The sequence below is a fragment of the Pseudomonas sp. WOUb67 genome, from assembly GCF_050058005.1.
GTDB lineage: Bacteria > Pseudomonadota > Gammaproteobacteria > Pseudomonadales > Pseudomonadaceae > Aquipseudomonas > Aquipseudomonas putida_R.
In genome coordinates this window covers 2,207,314-2,231,480 of record NZ_CP170112.1, presented here as the reverse complement: position 1 = coordinate 2,231,480, position 24,167 = coordinate 2,207,314, and the positions used below count along the sequence as shown (strand labels likewise).

Here is a 24,167-nt window from a genome sequence, read left to right as displayed (position 1 = left end):
CTGAGATCCCTGTGGGAGCGGGTTTACCCGCGAACACCGGCAAAGCCGGTGCCAGGCACCGAGTTGCCTGGTTCGCGGGTAAACCCGCTCCCACAGGGTCCGCGTCGCACCCTTGATCTTGCTTTTCTTTTCCCAAGGAGGCTCCATGACCCTCACAGGCAACCTGCTGATCGGCCAGACGCCGGTAACCGGCAGCCGCGAAGCCATTCGCGCCATCGACCCGGCCACCGGCCAGCCACTGGAACCGGCCTACCTCGGCGGCACCGGCGAGCACGTGGCCCAGGCCTGCGCGCTGGCCTGGACTGCGTTCGATGCCTACCGCGAAACATCGCTCGAACAACGGGCACAGTTCCTCGAAACCATCGCCGCGCAAATCGAAGCGCTGGGCGATGCCCTGATCGACCGCGCCGTGGCCGAAAGCGGCCTGCCCAAGGCGCGCATCCAGGGGGAGCGTGGCCGCACCTGTACCCAGCTGCGCACCTTCGCCCGGGTGGTGCGGGCCGGTGAATGGCTGGATGTGCGGGTCGACAACGCCCAGCCAGAACGCCAGCCTTTACCCCGCGCCGACCTGCGCCAACGCCAGGTGGCCCTGGGGCCGGTAGCCGTGTTCGGCGCCAGCAATTTCCCGCTGGCCTTCTCGGTGGCCGGTGGCGACACCGCGTCGGCATTGGCCGCTGGCTGCCCAGTGGTGATCAAGGCCCACAGCGCCCACCCAGGCACCAGCGAACTGGTCGGCCAGGCGGTGGCGCAAGCGGTGAAGCTGTGCGGCTTGCCGGCCGGCGTGTTCTCGCTGCTGTACGGCTCCGGCCGTGAAGTCGGCATCGCGCTGGTCAGCGACCCGCGCATCAAGGCCGTTGGCTTTACCGGCTCGCGCAGCGGTGGTATCGCGCTATGCCAAGCGGCCCAGGCACGCCCGGAGCCAATCCCGGTGTACGCCGAAATGAGTTCGATCAACCCGGTGTTCCTGTTCGAGGCAGCCCTGCAAGCCCGTGCCGAGGCGCTGGCGCAAGGCTTCGTCGCTTCGTTGACCCAAGGTGCCGGCCAGTTCTGCACCAACCCCGGGCTGGTGATTGCCCGCCAAGGGCCGGCGTTGCAGCGGTTTATCGACGCTGCCAGCGAGCACGTGCGCCAGGCTGCTGCGCAGACCATGCTCACCCCGGGCATCTTCAGTGCTTACCAGGCCGGTGTCGGTGGCCTGGCAGAAAACGCCAATGCCCAGGCTGCGGCCAGCGGCCAGGCCGGGCAAGGGCCCAACCAATGCCAGGCGCAACTTTTTGTCACCCAAGCCGAAGCCTTCCTCGCCGACCCGGCATTGCAGGCTGAAGTGTTCGGCGCGGCGTCACTGGTGGTGGCCTGTGCCAGCGACGAGCAGATACGCCAAGTGGCCGAGCACCTGGAAGGCCAGTTGACCGCGACCTTGCAACTGGACGATGCCGACATTGACAGCGCCCGTGCGCTGCTGCCGACCCTTGAACGCAAGGCCGGGCGCATTCTGGTCAATGGCTGGCCGACCGGTGTCGAGGTGTGCGATGCCATGGTCCATGGCGGTCCGTTCCCGGCCACCTCCGATGCCCGTACGACCTCGGTGGGCACGGCGGCGATCCTGCGTTTCCTGCGCCCGGTGTGCTACCAGGACTTCCCCGATGCACTTCTGCCGCACGCATTGCAGCACGGCAACCCGCTGCAGTTGCGGCGCCTGCTCGACGGCAAACGGGAAGGCTGAGCATGGTCGAAACCCCTGAAGCCGATGTTGCGGTAGTGGGCGCCGGCATTGTCGGCGTTGCCTGTGCCCTGCAACTGGCCCGCCAAGGCCGCCGGGTACTGTTGATCGACCGCCAGGCACCCGGCCAGGGCGCGTCCTATGGCAACGCCGGGCACCTGGCCACCGAGCAGGTGTTCCCGATTGCCGACCTGTCGATCCTCAAGCGCTTGCCGCGCATGCTGCTGGACCCGATGGGCCCGCTGCGCCTGGACTGGAAGTACCTGCCCAAGGCCATGCCCTGGTTCACCCGCCTGCTGCTCAACCTGCGCCCGGCGCCGTTCCAGCGCAGTGTGGCCGGCATCCGCACGTTGAACGAAGGCAGCCTGGGTGCCTGGCAGCGGCTGCTGGCTTCGATCGGGCGCAGCGAACTGTTCCGGGAGGATGGCTCGTTGCTGGTATTCGAGAAGCCTGAGTCACGCCAGGCACTGGAGGCGTTGCGCACCCGCATACAACTGCAGGCGGTGCCGGTGGACGTCTGGTCGGCCGAAACCGTGCGCGAGGCAGCGCCACAACTGAGCCCGGCCCTGCTGGGTGGGCTGTTCTTTCCGCGCACCGGGCACTTCATCGACCCGTACCGGGTAGTGTGCGAATTGTTCGAAGCGGCCAAGGCCAGCGGCGTGCGCTTTGTTCAGGCGCAGGTCGATGGCGGGCAGTTGCACAGCGGCGGCGTCAGCCTGGCCAGCGACCAGGGCCCGCTCAATGCCCGCCAGGTGCTGATCAGCTGTGGTGCCCACTCTGCAAAACTGACCGCCGCGCTGACGGGCAAGCGGGTGCCGCTGGACACAGAACGCGGTTACCACCTGATGTTGCCGGGTGAGCACCAGCGCCTGCCGTTTGCAGTCACCTCGCTTGAGCGCAAGTTCATCATGACGCCCATGGCCGAAGGTTTGCGCCTGGCCGGCACGGTGGAGTTCGCCGGGCTGGAGGCACCGCCGAGCATGCAACGGGCGTGGCAATTGCACCGGCTGAGCAAGGGGTTGTTCCGGCAAGACTTGAGCGTTGAAGGGGCGACACCGTGGATGGGCTTCAGGCCATCGTTGCCGGACTCGTTGCCGGTGATTGACCGGGTGTGCGATGGGCGGGTGCTGTTGGCGTTTGGGCATCAGCACCTGGGGTTGACCCAGGCGGCGGTGACGGCGGAATGGGTGGGGCGGTTGGCTGAGCGGGCCGCTGGGCCAGAGATGGGTGCCTACCAGTTGGATCGGTTCTAGATTCGGGGGCCGCTGTGCGGCCCATTCGCGGCACAAGGCCGCTCCTACAAAGAGCACGCGTTCCCCTGTAGGAGCGGCCTTGTGCCGCGAATGGGCTGCAAAGCAGCCCCTTTAAGCCTCAGCGATAACGCTCAAGCCAGTGCGCATACGGCGCCGGCAAGGTCCAGGAAGCGTTCTCCACCCCCAGTTCCTTGGCCGCAAAGTACGCCCAATGCGGGTCGGCCAGGTGCGCACGCCCTACCGAAACCAGGTCCAGCTGGTTGGCCTGCAACGCGGCCTCAGCCAGTTGCGGTGTGCCAAAGCCCCACGCCGAAGTCACCGGCAGCTTCGCCTCACGGCGCACTCGCTCGGCAATCGGCCCCATGAACGCCGGGCCCCACGGGATGTTGGTCTCGGCAATGGTGAAACCGACACTCACGCTCAGCAGGTCAAGGCCGCCTGCCTTGAAGCGGCGCGCCAGTTCGATCGATTCTTCCAGGGTCTGCTCGTCGCGGCCATCGTATTCCAGCACACCAAAGCGCGCGGTCAGCGGCAGGTGCTCTGGCCACACTTCACGCACCGCAGCCAGGGTTTCCAGCAGGAAGCGGCTGCGGTTGTCGAAGCTGCCACCGTAGGCGTCGGTACGCTTGTTGGAGTGCTCGGAGAAGAAGCTCTGGCCCAGGTAGCCGTGGGCAAAGTGCAGTTCGATCCATTCGAAGCCGGCATCACGCGCACGGCGGGCGGCATCGACGAAGTCCTGCTTGACCCGGGCGATGTCGTCCAGGGTCATTTCCCGTGGCACCTTCGGCAGGTGCGCGCCAAAGGCAATGGCGGACGGGGCGATGGTTTGCCAGCCGCGCGCGTCGTCTGCGGCAATGTGGTCGTCACCCTCCCATGGGCGGTTGGCGCTGGCCTTGCGCCCGGCGTGGGCGATCTGGATGCCCGGCACCGAACCTGCCGCCTTGATGGCCTGCACCACCGGCACGAACGCCTGAGCGTGGGCATCGCTCCAGATACCGGCGCAACCGGGGCTGATGCGCCCTTCCGGCGCCACCGCAGTGGCCTCCACCACCAGCAGGCCGGCACCACCACGGGCCAGGCCGGCGTAGTGCACGTGGTGCCAGTCGTTGATCATGCCGTCTTCGGCCATGTATTGGCACATCGGCGGAATGGCGATGCGGTTACGCAGGGTGACGTCTTTGAGGGTGTAGGGTTCGAACAGTGCGGACATGGGAAACTCCGGGTTCATCTGAATACTGTTGTTCGATCATAATCGAACTATGGCAATTAGTGAAACCCCCGTTATCATGTCGGCCATGCGAGCCTATAAACATCCCAACGCTGAAGACCTGATCCTTGAACGCCTGCTTTATGCGCTCAGCGACCCCGTGCGCCTGGAAATCGTCCGCCACCTGGCCGGCGTGGCCGAAGCCAGCTGCGGCGAGCTGGACGGGGGCCGGCCGAAGTCGAGCATGTCCCACCACTTCCGCGTGCTGCGTGATGCGGGGCTGGTGCATACCCGCAATGTGGGAACGACCCACATGAATTCACTGCGCAGCGAAATGCTGGGTGAGCGGTTTCCCGGGCTGCTGGAGTGCATCCTGCGCCAGAGATGATTTTGCCTGTGCTGGCCTCTTCGCGGGTAAACCCGCTCCCACACGGGGGCGTGCCCCCTTTTGGATTTTCAGCCAGGCAGTTGGTCCAACTGACTGTCTCGATTCCAAGGCAAGTACGGGACCTGTAGGAGCAGCCTTGCGCTGCGAAGAGGCCGTTGCAGCCAAAGATGATTTTCAGCCCTACCGGCCTCTTCGCAGCACAAGGCTGCTCCTACCTGGTGATGCGGTAGCCTGAGTGATGGTGCAAGACAGTTGCTCCCACAGACAACTTCGCGGTCCCTGTGGGAGCGGGTTTACCCGCGAAGAGGCCAGTACAGGCATCATCAATCTTCTTTCTTGGTCAGGGAAAACCGGCACACCCGCCCGGCCCTGAGCATGCATTCCTCATGGCTGACCTCGCCGCCGCCCAGCGCCCCGATCAGCGCCAGGTCCAGCTCGCACACCACCGGGTGCGCCTTGGCCAGATGATGGAACACGCAATTGTGCGCGACGATCTGCGGCTCCCCCGCCGAGCGGAAGAACACCTGTGCCTCGTACCCGGCATTGTTCATATGCTCGACAATACGTGCTTCATCCACCACCTTGTGCTCAAGGTCTGCGGCCAACTTGCGCCCCAGCTGACGCATCAGCGCCAGCAATGCCTCTTGGCCGAGCAAGCCCGCCACTTCACCGATCAGCAGGTTGGCCAGCAGCGGGTACTGGCGGGGGAACTGTTCGCGGGCAAGATCCGTCAGTTCGTGCAACTGCTCCGGGCGCCGCCCGGTAGGCCGGGTAGCGCCGCGTTTGACCAGGCCATCACGCGCCAGCGCGGCCAGGTGCTGGCGCACGGCCGTGCGGGTGATGGCCAGGGCCTGCGCCAGGTCGTCGATGCTCATGCCGGCTGGCTGATGCAACAACGCGTGGAGCAGGTCCTGTTGGGTACGGCCCAGGCCTTCGAGCATCAGAACTTGTCCGGGAACTGTTTGACCAGCGCTGCGGCCAGGGCGTCGGACAAGGTCAGGATATGCTCACGCATCATCCCCCAGGTACGCGCCTCACCCGCGTAGTCGCCCGCCGCCAGCTGGTCGATCTGCGCCACATGGTGGCCGCCATGGGCACTGAGCAGCGTCAGCAGGGTCGGTTCAGGCAGGTTCGGGTTGGCCTTGGCCAGAAACCCCGCGAGGGCCTTGGCATTGCTGGTCAGCTCATCGACGGCGGCCTGTTGGCCCTTCTTATCCTTGCCCACGGTGGCGTCGCTGTAATGCTTGATTGCACCCCAGTGGCCGGCCAGCAGTTTCAGCAACTGGTCAGCGGCGGGTTGGCCATATAACGGCGCGATGCTGTTGGCGATGCGGGTGGCGTCGCTGACCACTTCATTGGCGGCGACTTCCGCCTGGTTGGCGTTGCCTGCCTGGTTGGCGACAGCGTAGTTGCGAACCCAGAATATGTGCTCGACCCACAGGTCGCGCAGGGCCATGCGGGTGGTTGATGCGGCGGATGATGCGGGTTGGGCGGCGGGGGTTGAGGTGGAGTAGCTCTGGCTCCATGCCGGCGGGGCGCACAGGGCGAGCAGCAGTAAGGCGGCAATCTTGGTGTTCATGACGGCACCCTCCTGGAGGGGATCGACTGACAAGATTAATTTAAGCATCAAAATATGTTTTTATTGGGCCTCGTTTGCAGTTTCTGATCAGTGGTTTCCCTGACCGGCCTCTTCGCAGCACAAGGCTGCTCCTACAGGTACAGCACGAACCTGTAGGAGCAGCCTTGTGCTGCGAAGAGGCCCGAACAGGCAACAAAAAAGCCACGAGGTTTCCCCCGTGGCTTCTGGTCACAACAATGGCCGATTACAGCGCCATGTCATTCTCAGGCTTGCTTTCAACCGGCTCGCTCGCCGCGCCACCGAAGTCAACGCTGGCGTCGATCACCGGCGGTTTCTCCAGCTGCAGCACTTCAGCGGTGTAGTTCCACTCTTTCTGGGTGGCCGCTGCCGAATCGTTCAGCTTGGTGCCGTAGCTCGGCACGATCTGCTTGATCTTGGCCTGCCACTCTGGGGTAGCGACCTTCTCCTTGAACACCGTTTCCAGCACGTTCAGCATGATCGGTGCAGCAGTCGAAGCACCTGGCGATGCACCCAGCAGGCCGGCAATGGTACGGTCTTCGGACGCGACCACTTCGGTGCCCAGCTTCAGCACGCCGCCTTTCTCGGCATCACGCTTGATGATCTGCACACGCTGGCCGGCCTGCCACAGGCGCCAGTCTTCCTTCTTGGCATTCGGGAAGTAGGTGCGCAGGGCTTCGAAGCGGTCATCGTCAGACAGCATCAGCTGGCCAGCGAGGTACTCCACCAGCGGGTACTGCTCGATACCGACCTTGGTCATCGGCCACACGTTGTGGGTGGTGGTGCTGCTCAGCAGGTCCAGGTACGAGCCGTTCTTCAGGAACTTGGTCGAGAAGGTGGCGAACGGGCCAAACAGGATCACGCGCTTGCCGTCCAGCACGCGCGTGTCCAGGTGCGGTACCGACATGGGTGGCGCGCCGGTCGAGGCAATGCCGTAGGCCTTGGCCATGTGCTGCATGGCCACGGTCGGGTTCTCGGTCACCAGGAACGAGCCGCCCACCGGGAAGCCTGCGTATTCCTTGGCTTCAGGAATGCCCGACTTCTGCAGCAGCTTCAGTGCGCCGCCGCCGGCACCGATGAACAGGAACTTGGCGTCGGTAGCCGACTCGGTACCGTCCTTCAGGTTCTTGTACTCGACGTGCCAGGAGCCGTCCTTGTTGCGGGTGATGTCCTGCACTTCGCTGGACAGCTTCAGGTCGAACTTGTCCTGGGTCTTCAGGTGGCCAACCATCTGGCGGGTGATCTCGCCAAAGTTGACGTCGGTGCCGATTGGCGTCCAGGTCACGGCCAGCTTCTGGTTCGGGTCGCGGCCTTCCATCATCAGCGGGACCCACTTGGCGATCTGCGCGTGGTCCTCGGAGTACTGCATCGGGCGGAACAGCGGGCTGGCCTGCAGCGCGTCGTAACGCTTTTTCAGGAACTTGATGTTGTCATCGCCCCACACGAAGCTCATGTGCGGGGTGGTGTTGATGAACGAGTGCGGGTTCTTCAGCACGCCCTGGCGAACCTGCCAGGCCCAGAACTGACGGGAGATCTGGAAGGCTTCGTTGATTTCGATGGCCTTGGAGATGTTGACGTTGCCGTCTTTGTCTTCCGGGGTGTAGTTCAGCTCGGCCAGCGCGGAGTGGCCGGTACCGGCGTTGTTCCAGCCGTTGGAGCTTTCTTCGGCCACACCGTCCAGGCGCTCGACCATTTCCATCGACCAGCTTGGCTCCAGCTCGTGCAGCCACACAGCCAGGGTGGAGCTCATGATGCCGCCGCCAACCAGCAGCACGTCTACTTTTTTGGTTTCTGCGGCATGCGCTTGCATGAAGCTTGCAGCGACAGCCAGACCCAGCAAGGTCTTGCCAGCTTTCTTGAACATTGATCAATTCCAGTCAGGAGAACGGAGGGAGGGCCTGTGGCTGGCCCAGGTGTTCCTTGTTCTTCAGCGCAGGCTTGTTGTTGATCATTGTTCGGCAGCCAGAGAACCAGAAAACGATTCGGCCTTTTGTCGAATTGACCGACAGGGCTGAATCGTTTTTCTGATTGTATCCGAAATGCCAGCGCAAACAAATTGCCGGCCCTCGCGTCAACGTGACGGGTTGTCCCAGGGAATACCGGCAAGCTTTGCAGTGATTGCAGTATTTTCTCGGCGCCCCTACTATCGCGATCATTTCTCATTCGCACCAGTATGCGTTCGCGCCGGATGCCGCCGTGGTTTCGATCCCAGAGTTGAACACCTCGCTCCATACCCTGTACCACAGCCACTCGCGCTGGTTGCTCGGCTTTCTGTACCGCCGCCTGGGCAGCCGCTGCGATGCCGCTGACCTGGTGCAGGACACCTTCGTGCGCATCCTCAACCGCCCAAGGCAGTTTGACGGCGAACGCGGCGAGCGCTCGTACCTGGCCACCATCGCCCGCGGCCTGTGCGTGGACCACTGGCGCCGGCAGAAGCTGGAACAGGCCTGGTTGCAGCAGCTGGCCTTGCAGCCCGAAGCAGTGCAGCCCTCCCCCGAACAGCGCGCGATCATTGTCGAGACCCTGCACGAGGTGGACGCCATGCTGCTGCGTTTGCCGAGCAAGGTGCGCCAGGCATTTCTGCTGGCGCAGATCGATGGCCTGGCCTACCGCGATATTGCCGCACACGTCGGGGTGAGCGAACGCATGATCAAGAAGTACCTGGCTCAGGCATTTCTGCATTGCGCCATTCTCGAAGCCGAACTCGACGGCTTGCTGGTGGAGTGACGCCATGACCGCGCCCGCGCAAAAACTCAGCCACGCCAGCCTGCAGCAGGCCGCGCACTGGTACGTGCAGTTGCAGGACGAAAACGCCGCACCGCAGTTGCGCACCCAGTGGCAGCACTGGCTTGACCAGCACGGCGACCATCAGGCGGCCTGGCACTATGTGCAACGGGTCGGCCAGCGTTTTGCCCCGCTGCAGGCCGAAGGCGCAGCGGCAGGCCGGGCATTGCGTGAGCACGACGCGCGGCGCTTCAGCCGGCGCACCGGGCTCAAGTCGCTGCTGGTGCTTGGCGCCAGCACCCTACTTGGCTGGCGGGCGTGGCACGGTGCCCCGTTGTCGGGCTGGGATGCCGACATGGCCACCGGCATCGGTGAAATCCGCGAAACCCGCCTGGCCGATGGCAGCCAGTTGTGGCTGGGGGCGCAAAGTGCCGTGGACATGGAATTCTCCACACTCAGCCGGGTACTGAAGCTGCGATTTGGCGAGTTGCTGGTGGAAACCGCCCACGATCCGCGCCGCCCCTTCTTCGTCGACACAGCACAAGGGCGCATGCAGGCGCTGGGCACGCGCTTTGCCGTGTGCCAGCAAGGGGAGCGCACCCGGCTGGACGTGTACGCGGGCGCCGTGGAGGTGTGCACGGCTCAAAGCGGCGAGCGCTGCATCGTGCCGGCGGGGCAGCAGGTGGACTTCAGCGCCCGGGGCATCAGCAACGCCCGCCCGGCGCAAAGCGCGGGCGAGTCGTGGATTCACCGACGGCTCAATGCCGAAGACATGCCCCTGGCGCACCTGCTGCAAACGCTCGGACGCTATCGCCATGGGCACCTGGGTTGGCACCCGGACGTTGCACAGCTCTCGGTGATGGGGGCATTCCCGCTCAACGACACCGACCGAGCTCTGGAACTGTTGCAAGCGGCATTGCCAGTGCGAGTGCAGCGGTTGACGCCCTGGTGGGTCACAGTCGAGCCGGCCTGATGGGCACCTGTTTCAAGGCAAACACAGGCCCTGTAGGAGCAGCCTTGTGCTGCGAAGAGGCCGGTAAGGCTAAAGATAATCTTCGCCTGCAATGGCCTCTTCGCAGCACAAGGCTGCTCCTACACAGGCACGCGGTAGCCTGAGTGATGGTGCTACCCATGTAGATCTCAGCGCCAACTCATAAAAAATCTGCCAAACCAGTTCCCTTTTTCCAATCTCGTTCGGTTAACCCGGCATAGCGCTTCCAACTCACCCTACCGATTCCAGAGACCCGCATGCCGATGCCCTTCCACCCTGCGTTCCGCCTGGCGCTTGCCGCGCCACTTTCGCTTCTTGCCGCCGCGCCACTGATGTTGCCGGCAACCCTGGCCCACGCCGAACAGGCAGCCAGCGCCGAAACCCGCTTCAACATCGCACCCGGCTCGCTTACCAGCGCCCTCAACCAGTTCAGCAGCCAAGCCGGCATCTACCTGGCCGGCAGCAACGAATTGGCCGCCGGCAAGACCAGCCAGGGGCTGCAAGGCCGCTACAGCGTCGCCCAAGGCCTGGCCCGGCTGCTGCAAGGCAGCGGCCTGCAAGCCGTACCGCAAGGTAGCGCGGGTTATGTGCTGCAACCGCTTGCCGATGGCACCGCCCTGCAACTGGATGCCACGTCGATCAACGCCGCTACCCTGCTCGCCAGCAACGGCCAAAGCGATAGCGGCTACCGCGCCGTCGCCAGTGCCACCGCCAGCAAAACCAGCAGCGCCCTGGCCGACACCCCGCGCTCGGTTTCGGTGGTGACCCGCCAGCGCATGGATGATCAGCAATCGCAAACCCTCACCGAGGTGCTGGGCTATGTCCCAGGCATTTTCTCACCGCCGTTTGCCGGCGGTGATGGCCAGGCGGGTGACCTGTTCTTCATCCGCGGCTTCAACGCCACCGACTACGGCTATGGCCTGTTGCGCGATGGCCTGCGGGTGCAGGGCAACCGCTACGACACCAGCAGCGAGCCCTACGGCCTGGAGCGGGTGGAAGTGTTCCGCGGCCCGACGTCGATCCTGTATGGCGAAAACGCCCCGGGTGGCGTGGTCAACCTGGTCAGCAAACGGCCCACTGCCGAAGCGCGCGGCGAAGTGCAACTGAGCTACGGCTCGCACAACCGCCGCCAGCTGGGTGTCGACGTTTCCGGCCCGCTGACCGATGAGGGCAATGTCCTCGGCCGCCTGGTGATGATGGGCCGCAAGGCTGACACCCAGGTCGACCATCAGCCCGACGACCGCCTGTACATCGCGCCGTCGCTGACCTTGAACTTCGACGACTTCAACAGCCTGACCGTGCTGGCCACCTACCAGCGCGACCGCACCTTGATGGAGCTCGGTTACCCGGCTGCCGGCACCCTGCTGCACAACCCCAACGGCAAGATCGACAAGGACCAGTTGTCCGGCAACCCGGACTGGGACAACTTCGAACGGGAAACCTGGAGCCTGGGCTACGAGTTCAGCCATCACTTCAACGACACCTGGCAGTTCCGCCAGAACTCGCGGTACATGCAGTCGCGCATCGACCGCCAGGAAATGTGGCCCGGCAGCCTGAACAACGGTGGCTTCGGTACCACCCTGAGCAACCAGGCCTACGACCGCTACAACAAGTCCATCGCCTACTCGCTGGACAACCAGTTCGAAGGCCACTTCATCAGCGGCGCGTTCGACCATACCTTCCTGGTGGGCGCAAGCCTGGACCGCACCTCGTTCAACCAGGACTGGGACGCTGGCAATGGCGGTACCATCAATGTGTTTGACCCGGTCTGGAACGGCAAGCCCAGCACGCCCCTGCATGTGCAGAACGCCTTGCTCGATCAGACCATGTACGGCCTCTACAGCCAGCTGCAAACCAAGGTCGACAACTGGGTGCTGCTGTTGGGCGGGCGACTGGACCGGGTCAACAGCCAGTTCCGCAACAAGGCCGGTACCCTTAACGCGCAGGCCGACATGGACAGCTGGGACAGCAAGTTCACCTGGCAGACCGGGGTGATGTACCAGTTCGAAAACGGCCTGTCGCCGTACTTCAGCTACTCCACCGCCTTTGCCCCGACCCAGCAGACCGAAAGCAAGAGCGGCCCACTGGACCCGACCACCAGTGAGCAGTACGAAGTGGGCATCAAGTACGAGCCCAAAGGCTGGAACACCGCCTTTACTGCGTCGGTGTACGACCTGCGCAAGAAGGACGATGTGCTGTTCGATTCCGCCGTGGGTGACTACCGCCAGATCGGTGCAAGCCGGGCCAAGGGTGTGGAGCTGGAACTTAACAGCGACCTGAGCGAAAACCTCAACCTCACCGCTGCCTACACCTACACCGATTCGCGCATCACCAAGGATGTGGCCGGGTCGCTGTATGAAGACCACCAGATGACCGGCGTGCCACGCAACCAGGCGTCGGTGTGGAGCACGTATCGCTTCCGTGACGGCCTGCTCAAGGGCCTGCAGATCGGGGGCGGCGTGCGCCACTTCGACAGCACCTTCGCGTACACCCCGGCGAGCCTGTACGGCAAGCTGGATACCGGCGATGTGACGCTGGTGGATGCCAAGGTCGGGTATGAGATCGACGAAAACTGGTCGGTGGAGGTCAACGCCCGCAACCTGTTCGACAAAGAATATGTAGCAGGCTGCAACAACGCCGGGCGCTGCTACTGGGGTGAAGAGCGCACGCTGCTGGGAACCGTGTCGCTGCGCTGGTAAGTGGCCCACAAACAAAAGCCCCCGGCCATTTACATGACCGGGGGCCTTGGATCACGTCGCAAGCGTCGCGATCAAGTTACCGCCAAGATTACTGCTGCTGAGGCAGTTTATCGATTGGGCCGCAGCCACCGATGATCTTGGAGATGGAAACCGAAGGGTGGAACAGGTAGTCGTAAGTGCAGTTTTTCGGTTGGTTGTAAACTTGGCCAGTGCAACCCGACAGCAGGGCAACACCCGAGACAACAGCAACGGCTACGGTGGCCTTGAACAGCTTTTTCATACAAAGTCCTTTAAATGAATCATCTTCGGCCATCTTCTGATGGCCGCGGGATGATACAGACTCCCTGCATTGGATCCAAGTCGCACCTGGCACAAGTTCGTTGCAATTGTGCAACAACAGGTTGAAAAGCGCGCCTTTGGCGACGATAGTTCAGGGCACTGCCTTCGCCATGCCCAAGGAACTCACCATGCTCGGCGTCACCGACTACGGCGCATTCGTCATCGCCTTCATCATCCTCCTGGCCATCCCCGGCCCGGGCAATTTTGCCCTGATCACCGCCACCGGCAAGGGCGGTATCAAGGCTGGCCTGGCCGCCACGCTTGGGGTGATCGTGGGTGACCAGGTGCTGCTGTGGCTGGCGGTAGCCGGGGTCGCCACCCTGCTGGCCACCTACCCCACGGCCTTTCACATGGTGCAATGGGCCGGTGCCGCGTACCTGGCGTACCTGGGCCTGCGCATGCTGCTGAGCAAACCCGGCGACGCTCCCCGAACCAGCCGCATGGACAATGGCCAGTACCTGCGCCAGACCATGCTGATCACCTTGCTCAACCCCAAGGCGATCATGTTCTACATGGCGTTTTTCCCGCTGTTCATCGACCCCGTGAAGCATCAGGGGCTGGTAACCTTCGGCTTCATGGCTGCGACGGTGGCGGTGGTGACGTTCCTTTACGGGCTGGTCGCCGTGGTACTGACGCACCGGCTGGCCGAACGCATGCGTGCCAACCCACGGATCACCAACCTGTTCGAGCGGCTGGCAGGGGCTTGCCTGGTAGGGTTTGGCATCAAGCTGGCGGCGATGCGCTGAAACCCCTGACTCGCAGAATTGAAAAAGCCCCCGGCAACTCATCGTTGCCGGGGGCTTTGTTTATCAGCGATCAACCCGTCAATTGGTTTCCAGCTGATACGCCTTGCTCACGAACAACGCCGCAAACAGGCTCTTGCCTTCCTTGAAGGTGTACTGCTCCTCGAACTTGCCCTCTTCTACCAGCTTCTGCCCGATGGCACATTCCGAGTCGCTGTGGTTCTTGCCCTTGGCCCCGAAATCACTGCTCCACGACGACAGCCCGACCTGTTCACAGAAGGCGGCGAACTTCGCCTTCGGTACATTCTGCTGGTAGTCGCTGTAAGCCTCTTTCAGCGGTTTGAAGCCACTGTAGCTCAAGGTGTAGTTCTCCACCTTGGCCTTGCGTGCAAAACCACTCACCGCCTCGGCCAGTACGGCCTGGCCGCTGTACGAGCTGTAGGCCCCGATCAGCATGGCGCTCAATGCACTCTTGAGCTGGGTTTCGACATCGTCGAGCTCCGGCAGTGACTGGAACTCGGCCTTGCGCACGATCTCACCCACCTTGGAGCCATCGTTACGGTGGGTCACCACGAACTCCATCGAGCCCTCGCCGTCGCTGGACCGTTTGAGGATGAAGTCCACGTCTACCGTGGTGCCGAAATCACCCGTGCTACTGACCAGAAACGCCCCGGTCATTGGCTGACGCACCGCCATGTTGCTACCCCAGTCGAAGTCCGACTGGGTGGCCCGGCCATTGGCGGCCAGCTCGGCGCGTGGCTGGATTTCGTCGCTGACATCAGACACCAGCACCACTTCTGCGCCCTTGCTGGCAATGAAGGGGTTGCCCATTTGCATGCCGAGCAGCTGAATGTGAATGGTACCGTCCTTGCTGTCACCGTCGTGGGCCAGCTTCAGCGCGTCGGCCTTCAGGTACACGCCGGCCACATTGCGGCTGACGTTGAACTGGTATTTGGCCCAACCCGCCAGGCCTTCTTCGCTGGAACCGCCGGCAACCGATTCCATCAGGCCCGACAGGCCGCGCATGAACTTCTGCGCGCCATTGGTCTGCGCCGCTGCGACGCGGATCTCGGGGTCGGCGACTGTCAGGTTGCCCGAGAACGCCGAGTAGGAAATGTCGCCCTCAGACAGCACGTCCTCAAGGAAGTAGCGTTCCTTGAAGTCGTCGTAGTAGGCCAGCGCAGCCTTTTTGCCTGAGCTGGACAGCATCGCGTAACCACCGCCGAGCACCAGCACCGCTGCGGCCACACCGCCAATCAGCAGCTGCTTCTTGTTCATCTGTTTGATCATGGTGTTTGCCTCACTGGACCATGGCGGAAGCGTTGTTCCAGTCGTTCACGTACTTTTGGGAGACCTCGGGGGTCCAGCTGAAATCGATACCGGCGTTGGGGAACTCCTTGGCCAGCACGGCACCGAACGACACGAGGTCGGCACACTTGTCCTGCTTGCACGCCTGGGGCTCGCCCGCGTTGTAGGCACGGTAAGTCGGCACGGCGCGGCCATCGTCCAGCGGGTAGTACGGCGTGGCGTTGGCCACTTGGGCCACGTACCAGCCTTCGCTGTATTCCTCGTCCGCCACCAGGCGGCCCTTGCTCGGGAAGTCGATGGCGTAGAAGTCGCCCTGCTTGCCGGTGACATGCACCATCATCGGCGCCACGCGGGCCGAGGTTGCCGGGTCTTGCTGTTCCAGCGGCGAAGCGAAGCGCACCTTGATGCCGGCCATTTGTGCAAGGGCTTCGGTTTCACGCCCCTTGAACTCGCTCATGCCGTCTTGCAACTGCTGGTAACGCTCCAGCACGCGGGTGTGGACGCTGGCCAGTTCTTGCTGACGCCGGCGCGCCTCGCGTACGCGCTGCTCCTCGCGCTGAACAGCCCAGTTCGCGCCATCGCGCACATCGAAGAACAGGCCTTGGCGATTGATGCCGATGCGGTTGCGGGTGATCTTCTGCGCGTCGTTACCCCACATGTTGCTCGTGATCGCCGAAATATCTTTGACGATGAGCAGGTTGGCCACATCGGTGGTGGTCGGCGAGGTGGTCTTGATCAGGTCAAAGATTTCCAGCGCAGCGTCCTTGTACTTGGCCGCATCCAGGGCGAACGACTCGTCCGGAGTTACCGCCACGTAGTAAGGGTCGCTGCCGAACGGGCGCAGCACGCCGTAGCTGCCGCGGGTGAAGGTCAGGTACACCTTCATCTGCCGGCTGGGGATCTCGCCAACCAGGAATGCGGCTTGGCCAGCGTCTGCCGTGAGGTAGGAAACGGCCTTGTCCTTGACCGCAGGCTCGAACACCTTGTTGAAGATCAAGCCACTCGGGTGAACGTAGACGCGGTTCCAGTTATCGCCACGGTAGGTACCCACGGCCTTCCAGCTGATTTTTTCGAAGTTGCCTTCGCCAAAGCCGGACGCCGGGCACGGCATCGCCGGGGTGGTGCCGAACGACAGGGTGTCACCGTTGCTGATGACCTCGCGGCTGAGTACCCATTTGCAGCCTGAACCGTCCGTTACCTGCATCAGGTTGCGGTTTTCCAGGACCACGGCGCGGCCGAAGTCCGAGGTGGGGGCCGCGGCTACAGCGGCGGCAGGGGCCGGGACGGGCGGAGCGACAGGTGCCGCGGCCGGGGTTTCGGCTGCCGGTGCTGGTGCCGGCTCTGCGGCAACGGCCGGGGCTGGGGCTGGGGCTGGGGCTGGGGCAGGAGCGGGAGCAGGTGCTGCTTCTACTTTCGCGGGTGCGGATTCAACTACCGCAGGAGCCGGCTCAGGCGCTGGGGCTGGAGCAACGGCAGCCGGGGCTTCGGCCGGTGCAGGTGCAGGTGCAGGAGCTGGCGCAGCCGCAGCCGCAGCCGCAGCCGCAGCCGCAGCGGGTGCCGGGGCAGCCGCGACAGCAGCAGGTGCAGCGGCCAGGGTCACCAGACCCAGGTTGCTGGCATTGCCCGAACCGCTGGCATACAGGTTGCCTTTGGCATCCACGGCTTTCCAGCTCACCTTGGCGGTCGAACAGTCCTTGGCGAACACGAACGGCAGCTTGGTCAGCAGGCCCGATAGCAGGTCCTGGTTATCCCAGGCCGGGCGGGTGATGGTCAGTTCGACCTCGGGTTTGCACCAGGTGGTGGCGTCCCCGGGTACTTCAACCTTGATGTTTTCTTTCTTCGAGAAGGCCAGCTCGTGGGCGAACGCCTGCGGTACCAGACCACAAGCGCCGATCACAGCCAGCGCGAGCGCGTGCTTTTTCATGGAGTTCCTCAGATCAGTTCCCAGGTGCCGTTGGCTTGTTTGCAGAAGGTGTTCTGCTCTTGCTCGGTCTGCCCGCTTTGCGATTTCAGGCTGACAGTGACCGGGCGGCAGGCGGCTTCGGCGGCGACCGTTTGGGTCGGCAGCGACTGCACCGAATCCAGGTCGAAGCCCTGGGTTTCCTTGCTGGCGGCAACGTCCAGGTCGTCCAGGTTCACCGCCGGTGTCACGCGTTTGGCCACGGCCTGCGCCTTGGGCTCGACGTAATTCTTGTGCACGTAACCCACGGTCACGCCCTTGCGCCCGACCAGGATCCAGTCACCGGTAGAGCCCACGGCGGTGAACTCGGTGTGGTTTTTCAGGCTGCCGACTTTTTCGCCGTTCTGGTTGGGGGCGGCGCGCACGTTCAGGTTGTCGCTGACAGTCACGTAGGGCTCGTTGATCAGCTTCATCGACGGCACTGCCTGGATCTTCGGCGCGCGTTTGACCTCAACCTTCTTGGTCTGGGTGTATTCCTTACCCGGCACGATCTGCGCGGTGGCACCCGAGTGGTCGGACTTCCAGGTCACCGGCTGGGCGCTGGCGGTGGTCTGCTGCTGGCTCAGCACCTCCTGGGTACGCAGCGCCAGGGCCTGCTGGTCCTTCTCGTCCAGCATGTGGCCGATGCGGTTGCCCACGTAGGCACCAATGCCACCGGCGATCAGGGCTGCGGCGATCTTGCCGTTGCCGCTGCCCATGGTCGAGCCAATGGCCACACCGGCCAGGCCACCGATCACGGTGCCCGCTTGCTCTTTGCTGATCCCGAGTTGTGCACAGGCCGTGGTGGAAGCGATGGCGACCGCCAGTAGGGACGCGACGAATTTCTTACGCAAGTGGAGCACTCCATTTTCGGTGGGGCGCACAGCCGCGTACCGCAGCCAGGACCTGGCGGCAGCATTCGACGTTGTGCGGTTTCATGAGTGAGCGGGCAGCGCTGGTCGCAAACGGCAATTTAGCCGTCGAACGAAGGGCGTAGAGGCAGACCAGTACGGCGCGAAGCATCCAACGAATCCATGTCAGGAAGAGGTCATCACCCAGCGCACGTAATCATTACGGCGTTTGGCCTGGGCGTGAGAGGCGTATTAGAGGAGCGCATTGTAGCGCAAGGTGCCATTGACAGTTCAAGACAAAATGTTGCGAGAAACTGCTCTACCTCAGGCCTGGGACGATCGCCACATGTGGGGGCGGCCTTGCGTCGCGAAAGGGCCGCAGGGCCTCGGCGGCCCTGCAGATATTGCTGGGGCTGCTGCGCAGCCCTTTCGCGACACAAGGCCGCTCCCACAAAAGGCGCTGTGAGATCCCATGGCGGGGTAGATTTAGCTAGCGCTCAGCATTTTCTACCCAGCAGGCCTGTTCGCCCGACAGCTTGAGCTCAGAATTATCCCCTTCCTTGTAGGGCGTTTCCCAAACATACTGCCAAACCGCTCAAACGCTTGCGACGGATTATGTCGCGCTCTAGTCTCGGCTTGTCGTTGCAAAATCAACGACCGGCTTTGACAGGCCGACGATTTCCCGCACACGTGCGCTGTTTATGGCGGCTGTATGTGGGGCACCCTCGTGGTGCGCCGAGTTGCTCCGGGATCCTCGGTCTGTCAACCCATGTACAGCTGCCACCCTCTTGTTTGACAGCAAGCTTGCGGCAGCTCCAATGATCCTGGAGATATGTATGCGCAAGATAGTCCCCGATCCACCCTACTCCCTCGATTCCACCCAGGCACTGCAAGACACCCTGGTCCAGTCCTCAGAGTACGTAGTCTGCGCCCTGTCCGTCGCCCGCCAATCCGTGCAACTCAAGCCTACAGCCCACAGCTCGATCGTGATGCAGGCCGTGATCCATGAAATGGAGGAGGTACAGAGTCTGGTCGAGTCGGCCTTGATGCAATTGCAGATGCGGCCGCATGTACCTAGCGAGCCGTACACCTTGCATTAGCAGGCCCGGCCTCTTCGCGGCTAAAGCCGCTCCCACAGGGTTATCACCGCCCTCAGGTAAAGCGCAGCACCTGTGGGAGCGGGTTCACCCGCGAAGAGGCCAGCACAGAAAACCCAGATTCCAGGGAATTACAACAATGCCCACCGACAACACAAAAGAACCCACTACAGTCGGCAAAACCTGCTTCTACCAAGGCGAAAACAACTCCCACCCGCTGTTCCGCATCGAACCCGGCATCCCCTGCCAGGACGCCCGCGAACAGGCATCCGAACTGATGGGCTACGTCCGCGACCTGATCATCACCGGCCTGATGGACGGCGACCAGAAACTGATCTGGGCCTCGCACTACCTGAGTGCGATGGCAAAGGCGCTGCTGGACGATGCTGAATTGGGGATGATGAAAAAGTGAGGCACAACGAAAAAGCCCCTGAAAGCTTTCGCTTCCAGGGGCTTTATCTTGTATGGCGGAGAGATAGGGATTTGAACCCGCCCGAGAGCCTCACTAGGCCTGCGGAGGCCAGCTAAAATGGCTATTCTGGCTTTAGCAGATGGCCTGCAAAGTCCTCACACGCCCTAAGATTTGCCCTAAATTTGCCCTAAGAATTCCCGAGTCTGGAGCATACCCTTAGATGACCAAGCCTCGACCTTAGCTGAATCCGCGGTAGAGCTCTTGCGGACGTGATCGATCCTGCAGCTAGCGGTGGCAGCGCCCATAGTGGGTTGGGTACGCTTTACTCGAAACCCTTGAGATACAGGGAGTCCAGCGCAAAAACCTTCGCCCTGTACCAATTCCGTACCAACCAACACCCCGCCTTGCACATTACACGTGCTTTTCAAAAGCCCAGGGTGATGGCTTCGCCGCTGCCAGAAAAGGCGCATGAGCCCGAATATCAGGTCTATTCATCAAGCCGAACAACAGATCATTAAGTTTAGAATCATTGAAAAAGTAGAAAACAAATTGATCAAGCGAACTAATCTGACCAACCAAACTGTACTTTTCGCATATTTGCGGATGATTTAAGACCGCTTCATATACATTAAACTCCTCAAATACAGTCAACACCTTTAGTTCAGCCACACTTTTTCGAGCCTCCCTGAACACCTCGTGCGTATCAACCCCACCCACCATTAGAAACTTACTCCACAGCACGCGATATAAATCAAGCTTATTAAGCGTGACGAGTAGATTGCCAAAATACATATTCTGCCACTGCATGCGAATCATCGCGCGATGGAGATCTTCATCCATCGCTTTGTAAAGCTCATCAAAACTTACTGCAAAGCTAACTAAAGAAGAAAGTGAATCACTTATATTTTCAATCGAGGTGTTATCACCAGTCCGTATAGACTTAGATATTTCCGTCATTGCCGCTATCTGGCTTTTAGCCTCAGCTGCTATGGCTAACTGCCTTTGTTGCTTTATAGATTTTCGATATTGGTGTACTGCCAACAGAAAGGCAGCCGCGGTAGCGATTTGAGCGGCACCATTCACAACATCTAAAAACTTTGCATTAGTTGCCGTTGCTTGCCCACCAAGGCCAAACAACTCTATAACCGCATACGTCGCATATGATGATACAAGGATCACCAACGCCGTGTAACCTAAAAAATCTATTATCGATGACTTTTTCTGATAACCAGGTTTTTCGAAGATCACTATCTCACCCCTACCCACCTAAGCGACTGAAACAATGCATGAAACATGAAGTCTAGCCGGCGATGAGCTTAGTATCAGCTGACCTCGCCATTAGCATTTGTTTGTGATCGATAGTTTCTCATGTGCTCTTGAACCTCTCCATCAAGTCGCTCAAAAAACCTGATCAACAACTCAATAAACCGAGGAATAAAATCAGGACCTATTATAATAGACCCTACCTCCACACCTGAAAGCCCCGCAGTTTTAGAAATGAATTTATTTACCTTATCATTAGAACTCGAAGGAAGAACCCCTCCACTATGCACTATCACATTTCTAACTAAGTTGACCCCCTTAATATAAGGAATTTCACCACCGAAAGATGAAAAGTCGATGCCCGCCACCTTTGCCAAAAATAAAAAAGCTCTTTCTATACCGCGCCCATGTATATCATGAATCTTTAGATTACTACCAATGCTTTCATACAGAATTTCAACCAAGGAGTTCAACTGATGCTCTAAAAAATTAAATACCGTGATCAACAATGAAGTTCGATGAAGAGCAGGATACTTGGACTGATTACAATGCAAATCCCAAGCAAAACTTTCAATAATGTCTTGATGCTTCTCTTCAGGATACTTACTAAATATTATTTCCAATTCCCGTTGCAAATTATCATCCTTGGCTCGCCATGCCTCCTCCGCGCTATCATTGAAAGTTAAAAACTCCATGAGCTCACTCTTCGCCAAGTGGCAATGGACACAAAGACCATTCCCGAAAAAATCTACCATTAGACCTCCATGCAAATTTTCACAACTGAGCAGCTGTGCGAGAGTTAATTTGCGAGAGCATAAGCGCGTCCGCTTTCGACCCGAAGCTTTCCTTGACGCAGGGCAGCTTCGGGCCTATAGCTGATGGTCAGCACGATAGCAGTCGCGAATCACTCGATCATAATTAGTTCCCACGGAAGCAGCATCCACCCTGCATGATTTCCCCCCTCTCATATACGCCCATACATTACGGCTATAGAGATTTTACATCACGGTAAAGCTCCGATAGATGCCCTGTAGACAAGTCCAATATCGGCTCATACATAAAAGAATTCAGATGTATATTTGAGCTAACTGTTACGCTTACCTTTCGCAGCGTTTGAATGGAGGGGCAGCTTGAGTAATGATGAATATATTGCTTTAGCAAACTTCCAAACTGACTGTGATCGGCGCACCAATAATCTGGATTATTTAGAGCCAACCTAATCCTCGTCAACATATAAGCTTCAGCTTTAAGTCGTATTGCCATCGACATCACGACCTTATCCTCAAGGTTTAACCCAGTCTGCAAGGGGCTATCAGAGATTGCATCAGCTTGTTCAAAAATTATGTCCTTAACCGGCTTTTCCGTTCCAGGGTGCTGACAACAAAATGTGGAATTGTATATATCGACAAAGTTTTTGTGGGTTATTGTGTCGGTGTCGTTTTTTTGATGGAGCAAACTTGTTAGCCTCAGGTATTCAGCCCCCTCACCCTTAGTGTACTCAATAATGTTCCTAGTAAACGGAATGGCAGCACACATTGCACGCAAATTTGTGTGGAAATTTCTTTTAAGTATGCCAACAAAATAGTTCTGTACGCCCTCAGCAGTTACTAGCTCGATCCTGTCGGGGTGTTTGTTTGCCATTAGACATCTTTTTCGATGCACGAACTTTGTGAGACTTCTAAAAAAATCGTAATTATGGGTTAGAATTATTTGATAGACATTTTGCTTTTCCTCAATATCCTCAAGGTATTGAATGATTGCATGTTTATTTTTGTAGTCAAATGAGTCAGCGACATCATCTATAATAAAAATGGTTTCATGCTCTAGCTTTGACTTTGCTTCAACTTCAAAGATGAAACTCAGAAGATAGAGAGCTCTCTTCTCGCCTTGGCTGAGGGTTTTCAGCCCGTCTCGACCGAGCTTGACTTCCGTTCCGTCTTCATCCTTAAACACATATGCCAATTTGGCTCGTTCTTTCCCAAGAGCGGCTTTGGCGTTATTTTCCACTAAGAGTCGAAAGGGCATATCAGTGAACCGATCATTGAACAGGCTCACAGCCGCGCTCCACTCTGGAGCTAAGTTTGCCGCTTCTTTTTCTATAGACTCTATCTCTTCTTGTGCGGCTGAATACAAGCTCAGGTAGGTCGTAGTCTCTGGGCTACTTTCTAAGTAAAACCTCCATAGGAGCACCTTGAATTCTGGTTGATTTTCAGGCTTTAAACCCTCTAGCAGAAACTCTATATCGCTCATCGGAAGGCTTTCAAACAACTTAGCTATGGCCTGTGTCTGAGCGTTATTGGCAATATTATCCTTAATGGATTTTAAGCGCTGGTCATCTTCGATCTTTGCAAGGAGACCTTTTACCCTCTCTTCTACCTCAGTAATCCCTACGGGTGATGAGTCACCATTTAAATATAATAAGTGGCCACTTTCAAAGTACCCTTGACTTTTAAGGGTTGCAAATGAGCGATCCGCTTTAATTGGATTAAAAATGTCTTTCTTAAAAATAGTTCCTTCCTGCGTGAAAATTTGCTGATATCGTTCGCTGAACTCCCTAGCGTTGCTTAGGAAATCAGCGCTTTTTACTAGCTCAGCAACTTTATTATCAAATATAGATGCATAGCTGTAGAGCGGCGCAGATGAAATTTTGAGCGGTTGCTTTGAAAGCCTGGTTAAGCTTTCAAAAAATGCGCTTCCGCCAATATCCGCCAGGACTGTACCTTCAACATCTTTTTTAGGCACGCCTGACAGCTTCTGCAAAGAGCTGATGGCTTTAACCTTTTGCTTTTCTATATCTAGAATCAGCGAATCGTATCTGGATTTTTTATCTGGATTAACTAGAATGTTAGAGATTTCTGGACTTTCTTGAGACAAGTCAATTTCAGATTTGAGCACATGGATACATTTTGGCGCGATAGCAACGCTATCAATTTGCACTACGGCTGTGGCGTTCTTATTGAAGCGCTCTTCTTTTGGTGCTTCACCTACAGCCAAGTTCTCAAAGGTCTTGGTGAAAGATGTTTTCATCAACCCATTTGGGGCATAAATTGCAAAAGACTTTTTGTGCCCGACACCCTCTCCAAAGTCAAACTTATAAAACAGCGACTTGATCCCATAGCAGTCTTTCAGATCAACAGATACTTCTTTCATTGTATACCCGCCTTAGTCCTTTAGTGCCTGATTTGCAGTGTACTGAGCCAATAGAGCTCAACGCCCCCGAACAATGCTGCTTAACGCAACCCTCCTGCCACCACACTACAGCTGGAAAAATCTAGCTGCTTTAAAGTGCCCCCAATATTCAGTGAATATCGGCCATCCTAGTTGAATTTGGGGCTCTCAATCTATGGGGGCAGCGTTATATTTTTTCGCCAGCAATATCTTGATCTGCCGCTTGAGATCTCTCATAAATAAAACTTGGAGCAAATGGAGCTATTGAATTTAGTAATTCTTTGTATTCTCCGCAATGGACTTAGTCCCCAGCCTGACTCTGACGTTGGTCACCTTCCACGTTGCCCCTCCACCGCAGGGGGAGTGGACCAATGAACTCGAATAACTATGGACAGCCCAGACTGTTTGTTCAAGATTGTGACTTTAGATTCTCACAGCAGGAGCCGTATCGTGGTCGGTTCAGTGGCT

20 protein-coding genes are annotated in these 24,167 nt (G+C 59.2%); 9 read left to right on the top strand and 11 right to left on the bottom strand.

The window, feature by feature from the left end:
• The first annotated feature begins 145 nt into the window (after positions 1–145).
• The gene (locus ABOC32_RS10125; protein ID WP_426810931.1) at positions 146–1,723 is read left to right on the top strand and encodes an aldehyde dehydrogenase (NADP(+)); all 1,578 of its coding nucleotides are present in this window, start codon (positions 146–148) and stop codon (positions 1,721–1,723) included.
• A 2-nt stretch (positions 1,724–1,725) separates the two neighbouring features.
• Positions 1,726–2,973 (top strand): NAD(P)/FAD-dependent oxidoreductase, encoded by a 1,248-nt coding sequence (locus ABOC32_RS10120; RefSeq protein WP_426810930.1) that lies wholly within the window; start codon positions 1,726–1,728, stop codon positions 2,971–2,973.
• Between the two features lie 118 nt (positions 2,974–3,091).
• Here the strand turns inward: ABOC32_RS10120 and xenA are convergent, their stop codons facing one another.
• On the bottom strand, positions 3,092–4,183 hold the full coding sequence (gene xenA, locus ABOC32_RS10115) for a xenobiotic reductase XenA (protein ID WP_426810929.1): 1,092 nt from the start codon (positions 4,181–4,183) through the stop codon (positions 3,092–3,094).
• Positions 4,184–4,232: 49 nt separating this feature from the next.
• Here xenA and ABOC32_RS10110 point away from each other — a divergent pair, with 49 nt between their 5' ends.
• Positions 4,233–4,568 carry an ArsR/SmtB family transcription factor gene (locus tag ABOC32_RS10110; RefSeq protein WP_016488623.1) on the top strand — a complete coding sequence of 112 codons (336 nt, stop codon included), beginning with the start codon at positions 4,233–4,235 and terminating at the stop codon, positions 4,566–4,568.
• Positions 4,569–4,891: 323 nt separating this feature from the next.
• Here the strand turns inward: ABOC32_RS10110 and ABOC32_RS10105 are convergent, their stop codons facing one another.
• From ABOC32_RS10105 to mqo, 3 genes are all read right to left on the bottom strand, one after another.
• On the bottom strand, positions 4,892–5,509 hold the full coding sequence (locus ABOC32_RS10105) for a helix-turn-helix transcriptional regulator (RefSeq protein ID WP_426810928.1): 618 nt from the start codon (positions 5,507–5,509) through the stop codon (positions 4,892–4,894).
• Positions 5,509–6,147: a hypothetical protein gene (locus ABOC32_RS10100; protein WP_426810927.1), complete on the bottom strand. Its 639-nt coding sequence runs from the start codon at positions 6,145–6,147 to the stop codon at positions 5,509–5,511. The genes ABOC32_RS10105 and ABOC32_RS10100 overlap by 1 nt, the downstream gene beginning before the upstream one ends.
• A 244-nt stretch (positions 6,148–6,391) precedes the next feature.
• Complete coding sequence (gene mqo / locus ABOC32_RS10095) at positions 6,392–8,029, bottom strand: malate dehydrogenase (quinone) (protein WP_019473514.1); 1,638 nt, start codon at positions 8,027–8,029, stop codon at positions 6,392–6,394.
• 332 nt (positions 8,030–8,361) lie between these two features.
• Between mqo and ABOC32_RS10090 the strand changes: the two genes are divergently transcribed.
• The 3 genes from ABOC32_RS10090 to ABOC32_RS10080 all read left to right on the top strand — a co-directional run bounded on the left by ABOC32_RS10090 (position 8,362) and on the right by ABOC32_RS10080 (position 12,579).
• Positions 8,362–8,892, top strand: a complete 531-nt coding sequence (locus tag ABOC32_RS10090; RefSeq protein WP_426810926.1) for a sigma-70 family RNA polymerase sigma factor — start codon at positions 8,362–8,364, stop codon at positions 8,890–8,892.
• A gap of 4 nt (positions 8,893–8,896) precedes the next feature.
• Positions 8,897–9,862: a FecR domain-containing protein gene (locus tag ABOC32_RS10085; RefSeq protein ID WP_426810925.1), complete on the top strand. Its 966-nt coding sequence runs from the start codon at positions 8,897–8,899 to the stop codon at positions 9,860–9,862.
• Between the two features lie 275 nt (positions 9,863–10,137).
• On the top strand, positions 10,138–12,579 hold the full coding sequence (locus ABOC32_RS10080; protein ID WP_426810924.1) for a TonB-dependent siderophore receptor: 2,442 nt from the start codon (positions 10,138–10,140) through the stop codon (positions 12,577–12,579).
• Between the two features lie 88 nt (positions 12,580–12,667).
• Here the strand turns inward: ABOC32_RS10080 and ABOC32_RS10075 are convergent, their stop codons facing one another.
• Positions 12,668–12,859 carry a YhfL family protein gene (locus ABOC32_RS10075; RefSeq protein ID WP_003254720.1) on the bottom strand — a complete coding sequence of 64 codons (192 nt, stop codon included), beginning with the start codon at positions 12,857–12,859 and terminating at the stop codon, positions 12,668–12,670.
• A 187-nt stretch (positions 12,860–13,046) separates the two neighbouring features.
• Between ABOC32_RS10075 and ABOC32_RS10070 the strand changes: the two genes are divergently transcribed.
• The gene (locus ABOC32_RS10070; protein ID WP_426811588.1) at positions 13,047–13,664 is read left to right on the top strand and encodes a LysE family transporter; all 618 of its coding nucleotides are present in this window, start codon (positions 13,047–13,049) and stop codon (positions 13,662–13,664) included.
• A 78-nt stretch (positions 13,665–13,742) separates the two neighbouring features.
• Here ABOC32_RS10070 and ABOC32_RS10065 read toward each other — a convergent pair whose 3' ends face one another.
• From ABOC32_RS10065 to ABOC32_RS10055, 3 genes are read right to left on the bottom strand one after another with little or no spacing between them, the layout of a single operon-like run.
• The gene (locus tag ABOC32_RS10065) at positions 13,743–14,951 is read right to left on the bottom strand and encodes a hypothetical protein (RefSeq protein ID WP_426810923.1); all 1,209 of its coding nucleotides are present in this window, start codon (positions 14,949–14,951) and stop codon (positions 13,743–13,745) included.
• 10 nt (positions 14,952–14,961) lie between these two features.
• Positions 14,962–16,893: a hypothetical protein gene (locus ABOC32_RS10060; RefSeq protein WP_426810922.1), complete on the bottom strand. Its 1,932-nt coding sequence runs from the start codon at positions 16,891–16,893 to the stop codon at positions 14,962–14,964.
• An 8-nt stretch (positions 16,894–16,901) separates the two neighbouring features.
• Entirely contained in the window at positions 16,902–17,762 is an 861-nt protein-coding gene (locus tag ABOC32_RS10055; RefSeq protein ID WP_426810921.1) for an SH3 domain-containing protein, read from the bottom strand.
• A gap of 833 nt (positions 17,763–18,595) precedes the next feature.
• Here ABOC32_RS10055 and ABOC32_RS10050 point away from each other — a divergent pair.
• Positions 18,596–18,859 (top strand): hypothetical protein, encoded by a 264-nt coding sequence (locus ABOC32_RS10050; protein WP_426810920.1) that lies wholly within the window; start codon positions 18,596–18,598, stop codon positions 18,857–18,859.
• 136 nt (positions 18,860–18,995) lie between these two features.
• Positions 18,996–19,268 carry a DUF3077 domain-containing protein gene (locus ABOC32_RS10045; RefSeq protein ID WP_426810919.1) on the top strand — a complete coding sequence of 91 codons (273 nt, stop codon included), beginning with the start codon at positions 18,996–18,998 and terminating at the stop codon, positions 19,266–19,268.
• 411 nt (positions 19,269–19,679) lie between these two features.
• Here the strand turns inward: ABOC32_RS10045 and ABOC32_RS10040 are convergent, their stop codons facing one another.
• From ABOC32_RS10040 to ABOC32_RS10030, 3 genes are all read right to left on the bottom strand, one after another.
• The gene (locus ABOC32_RS10040; RefSeq protein WP_426810918.1) at positions 19,680–20,516 is read right to left on the bottom strand and encodes a hypothetical protein; all 837 of its coding nucleotides are present in this window, start codon (positions 20,514–20,516) and stop codon (positions 19,680–19,682) included.
• Positions 20,517–20,590: 74 nt separating this feature from the next.
• Positions 20,591–21,226, bottom strand: a complete 636-nt coding sequence (locus ABOC32_RS10035) for a hypothetical protein (protein WP_426810917.1) — start codon at positions 21,224–21,226, stop codon at positions 20,591–20,593.
• Between the two features lie 292 nt (positions 21,227–21,518).
• Entirely contained in the window at positions 21,519–23,681 is a 2,163-nt protein-coding gene (locus ABOC32_RS10030) for an AAA family ATPase (protein WP_426810916.1), read from the bottom strand.
• Between the last annotated feature and the right edge of the window lie 486 nt (positions 23,682–24,167).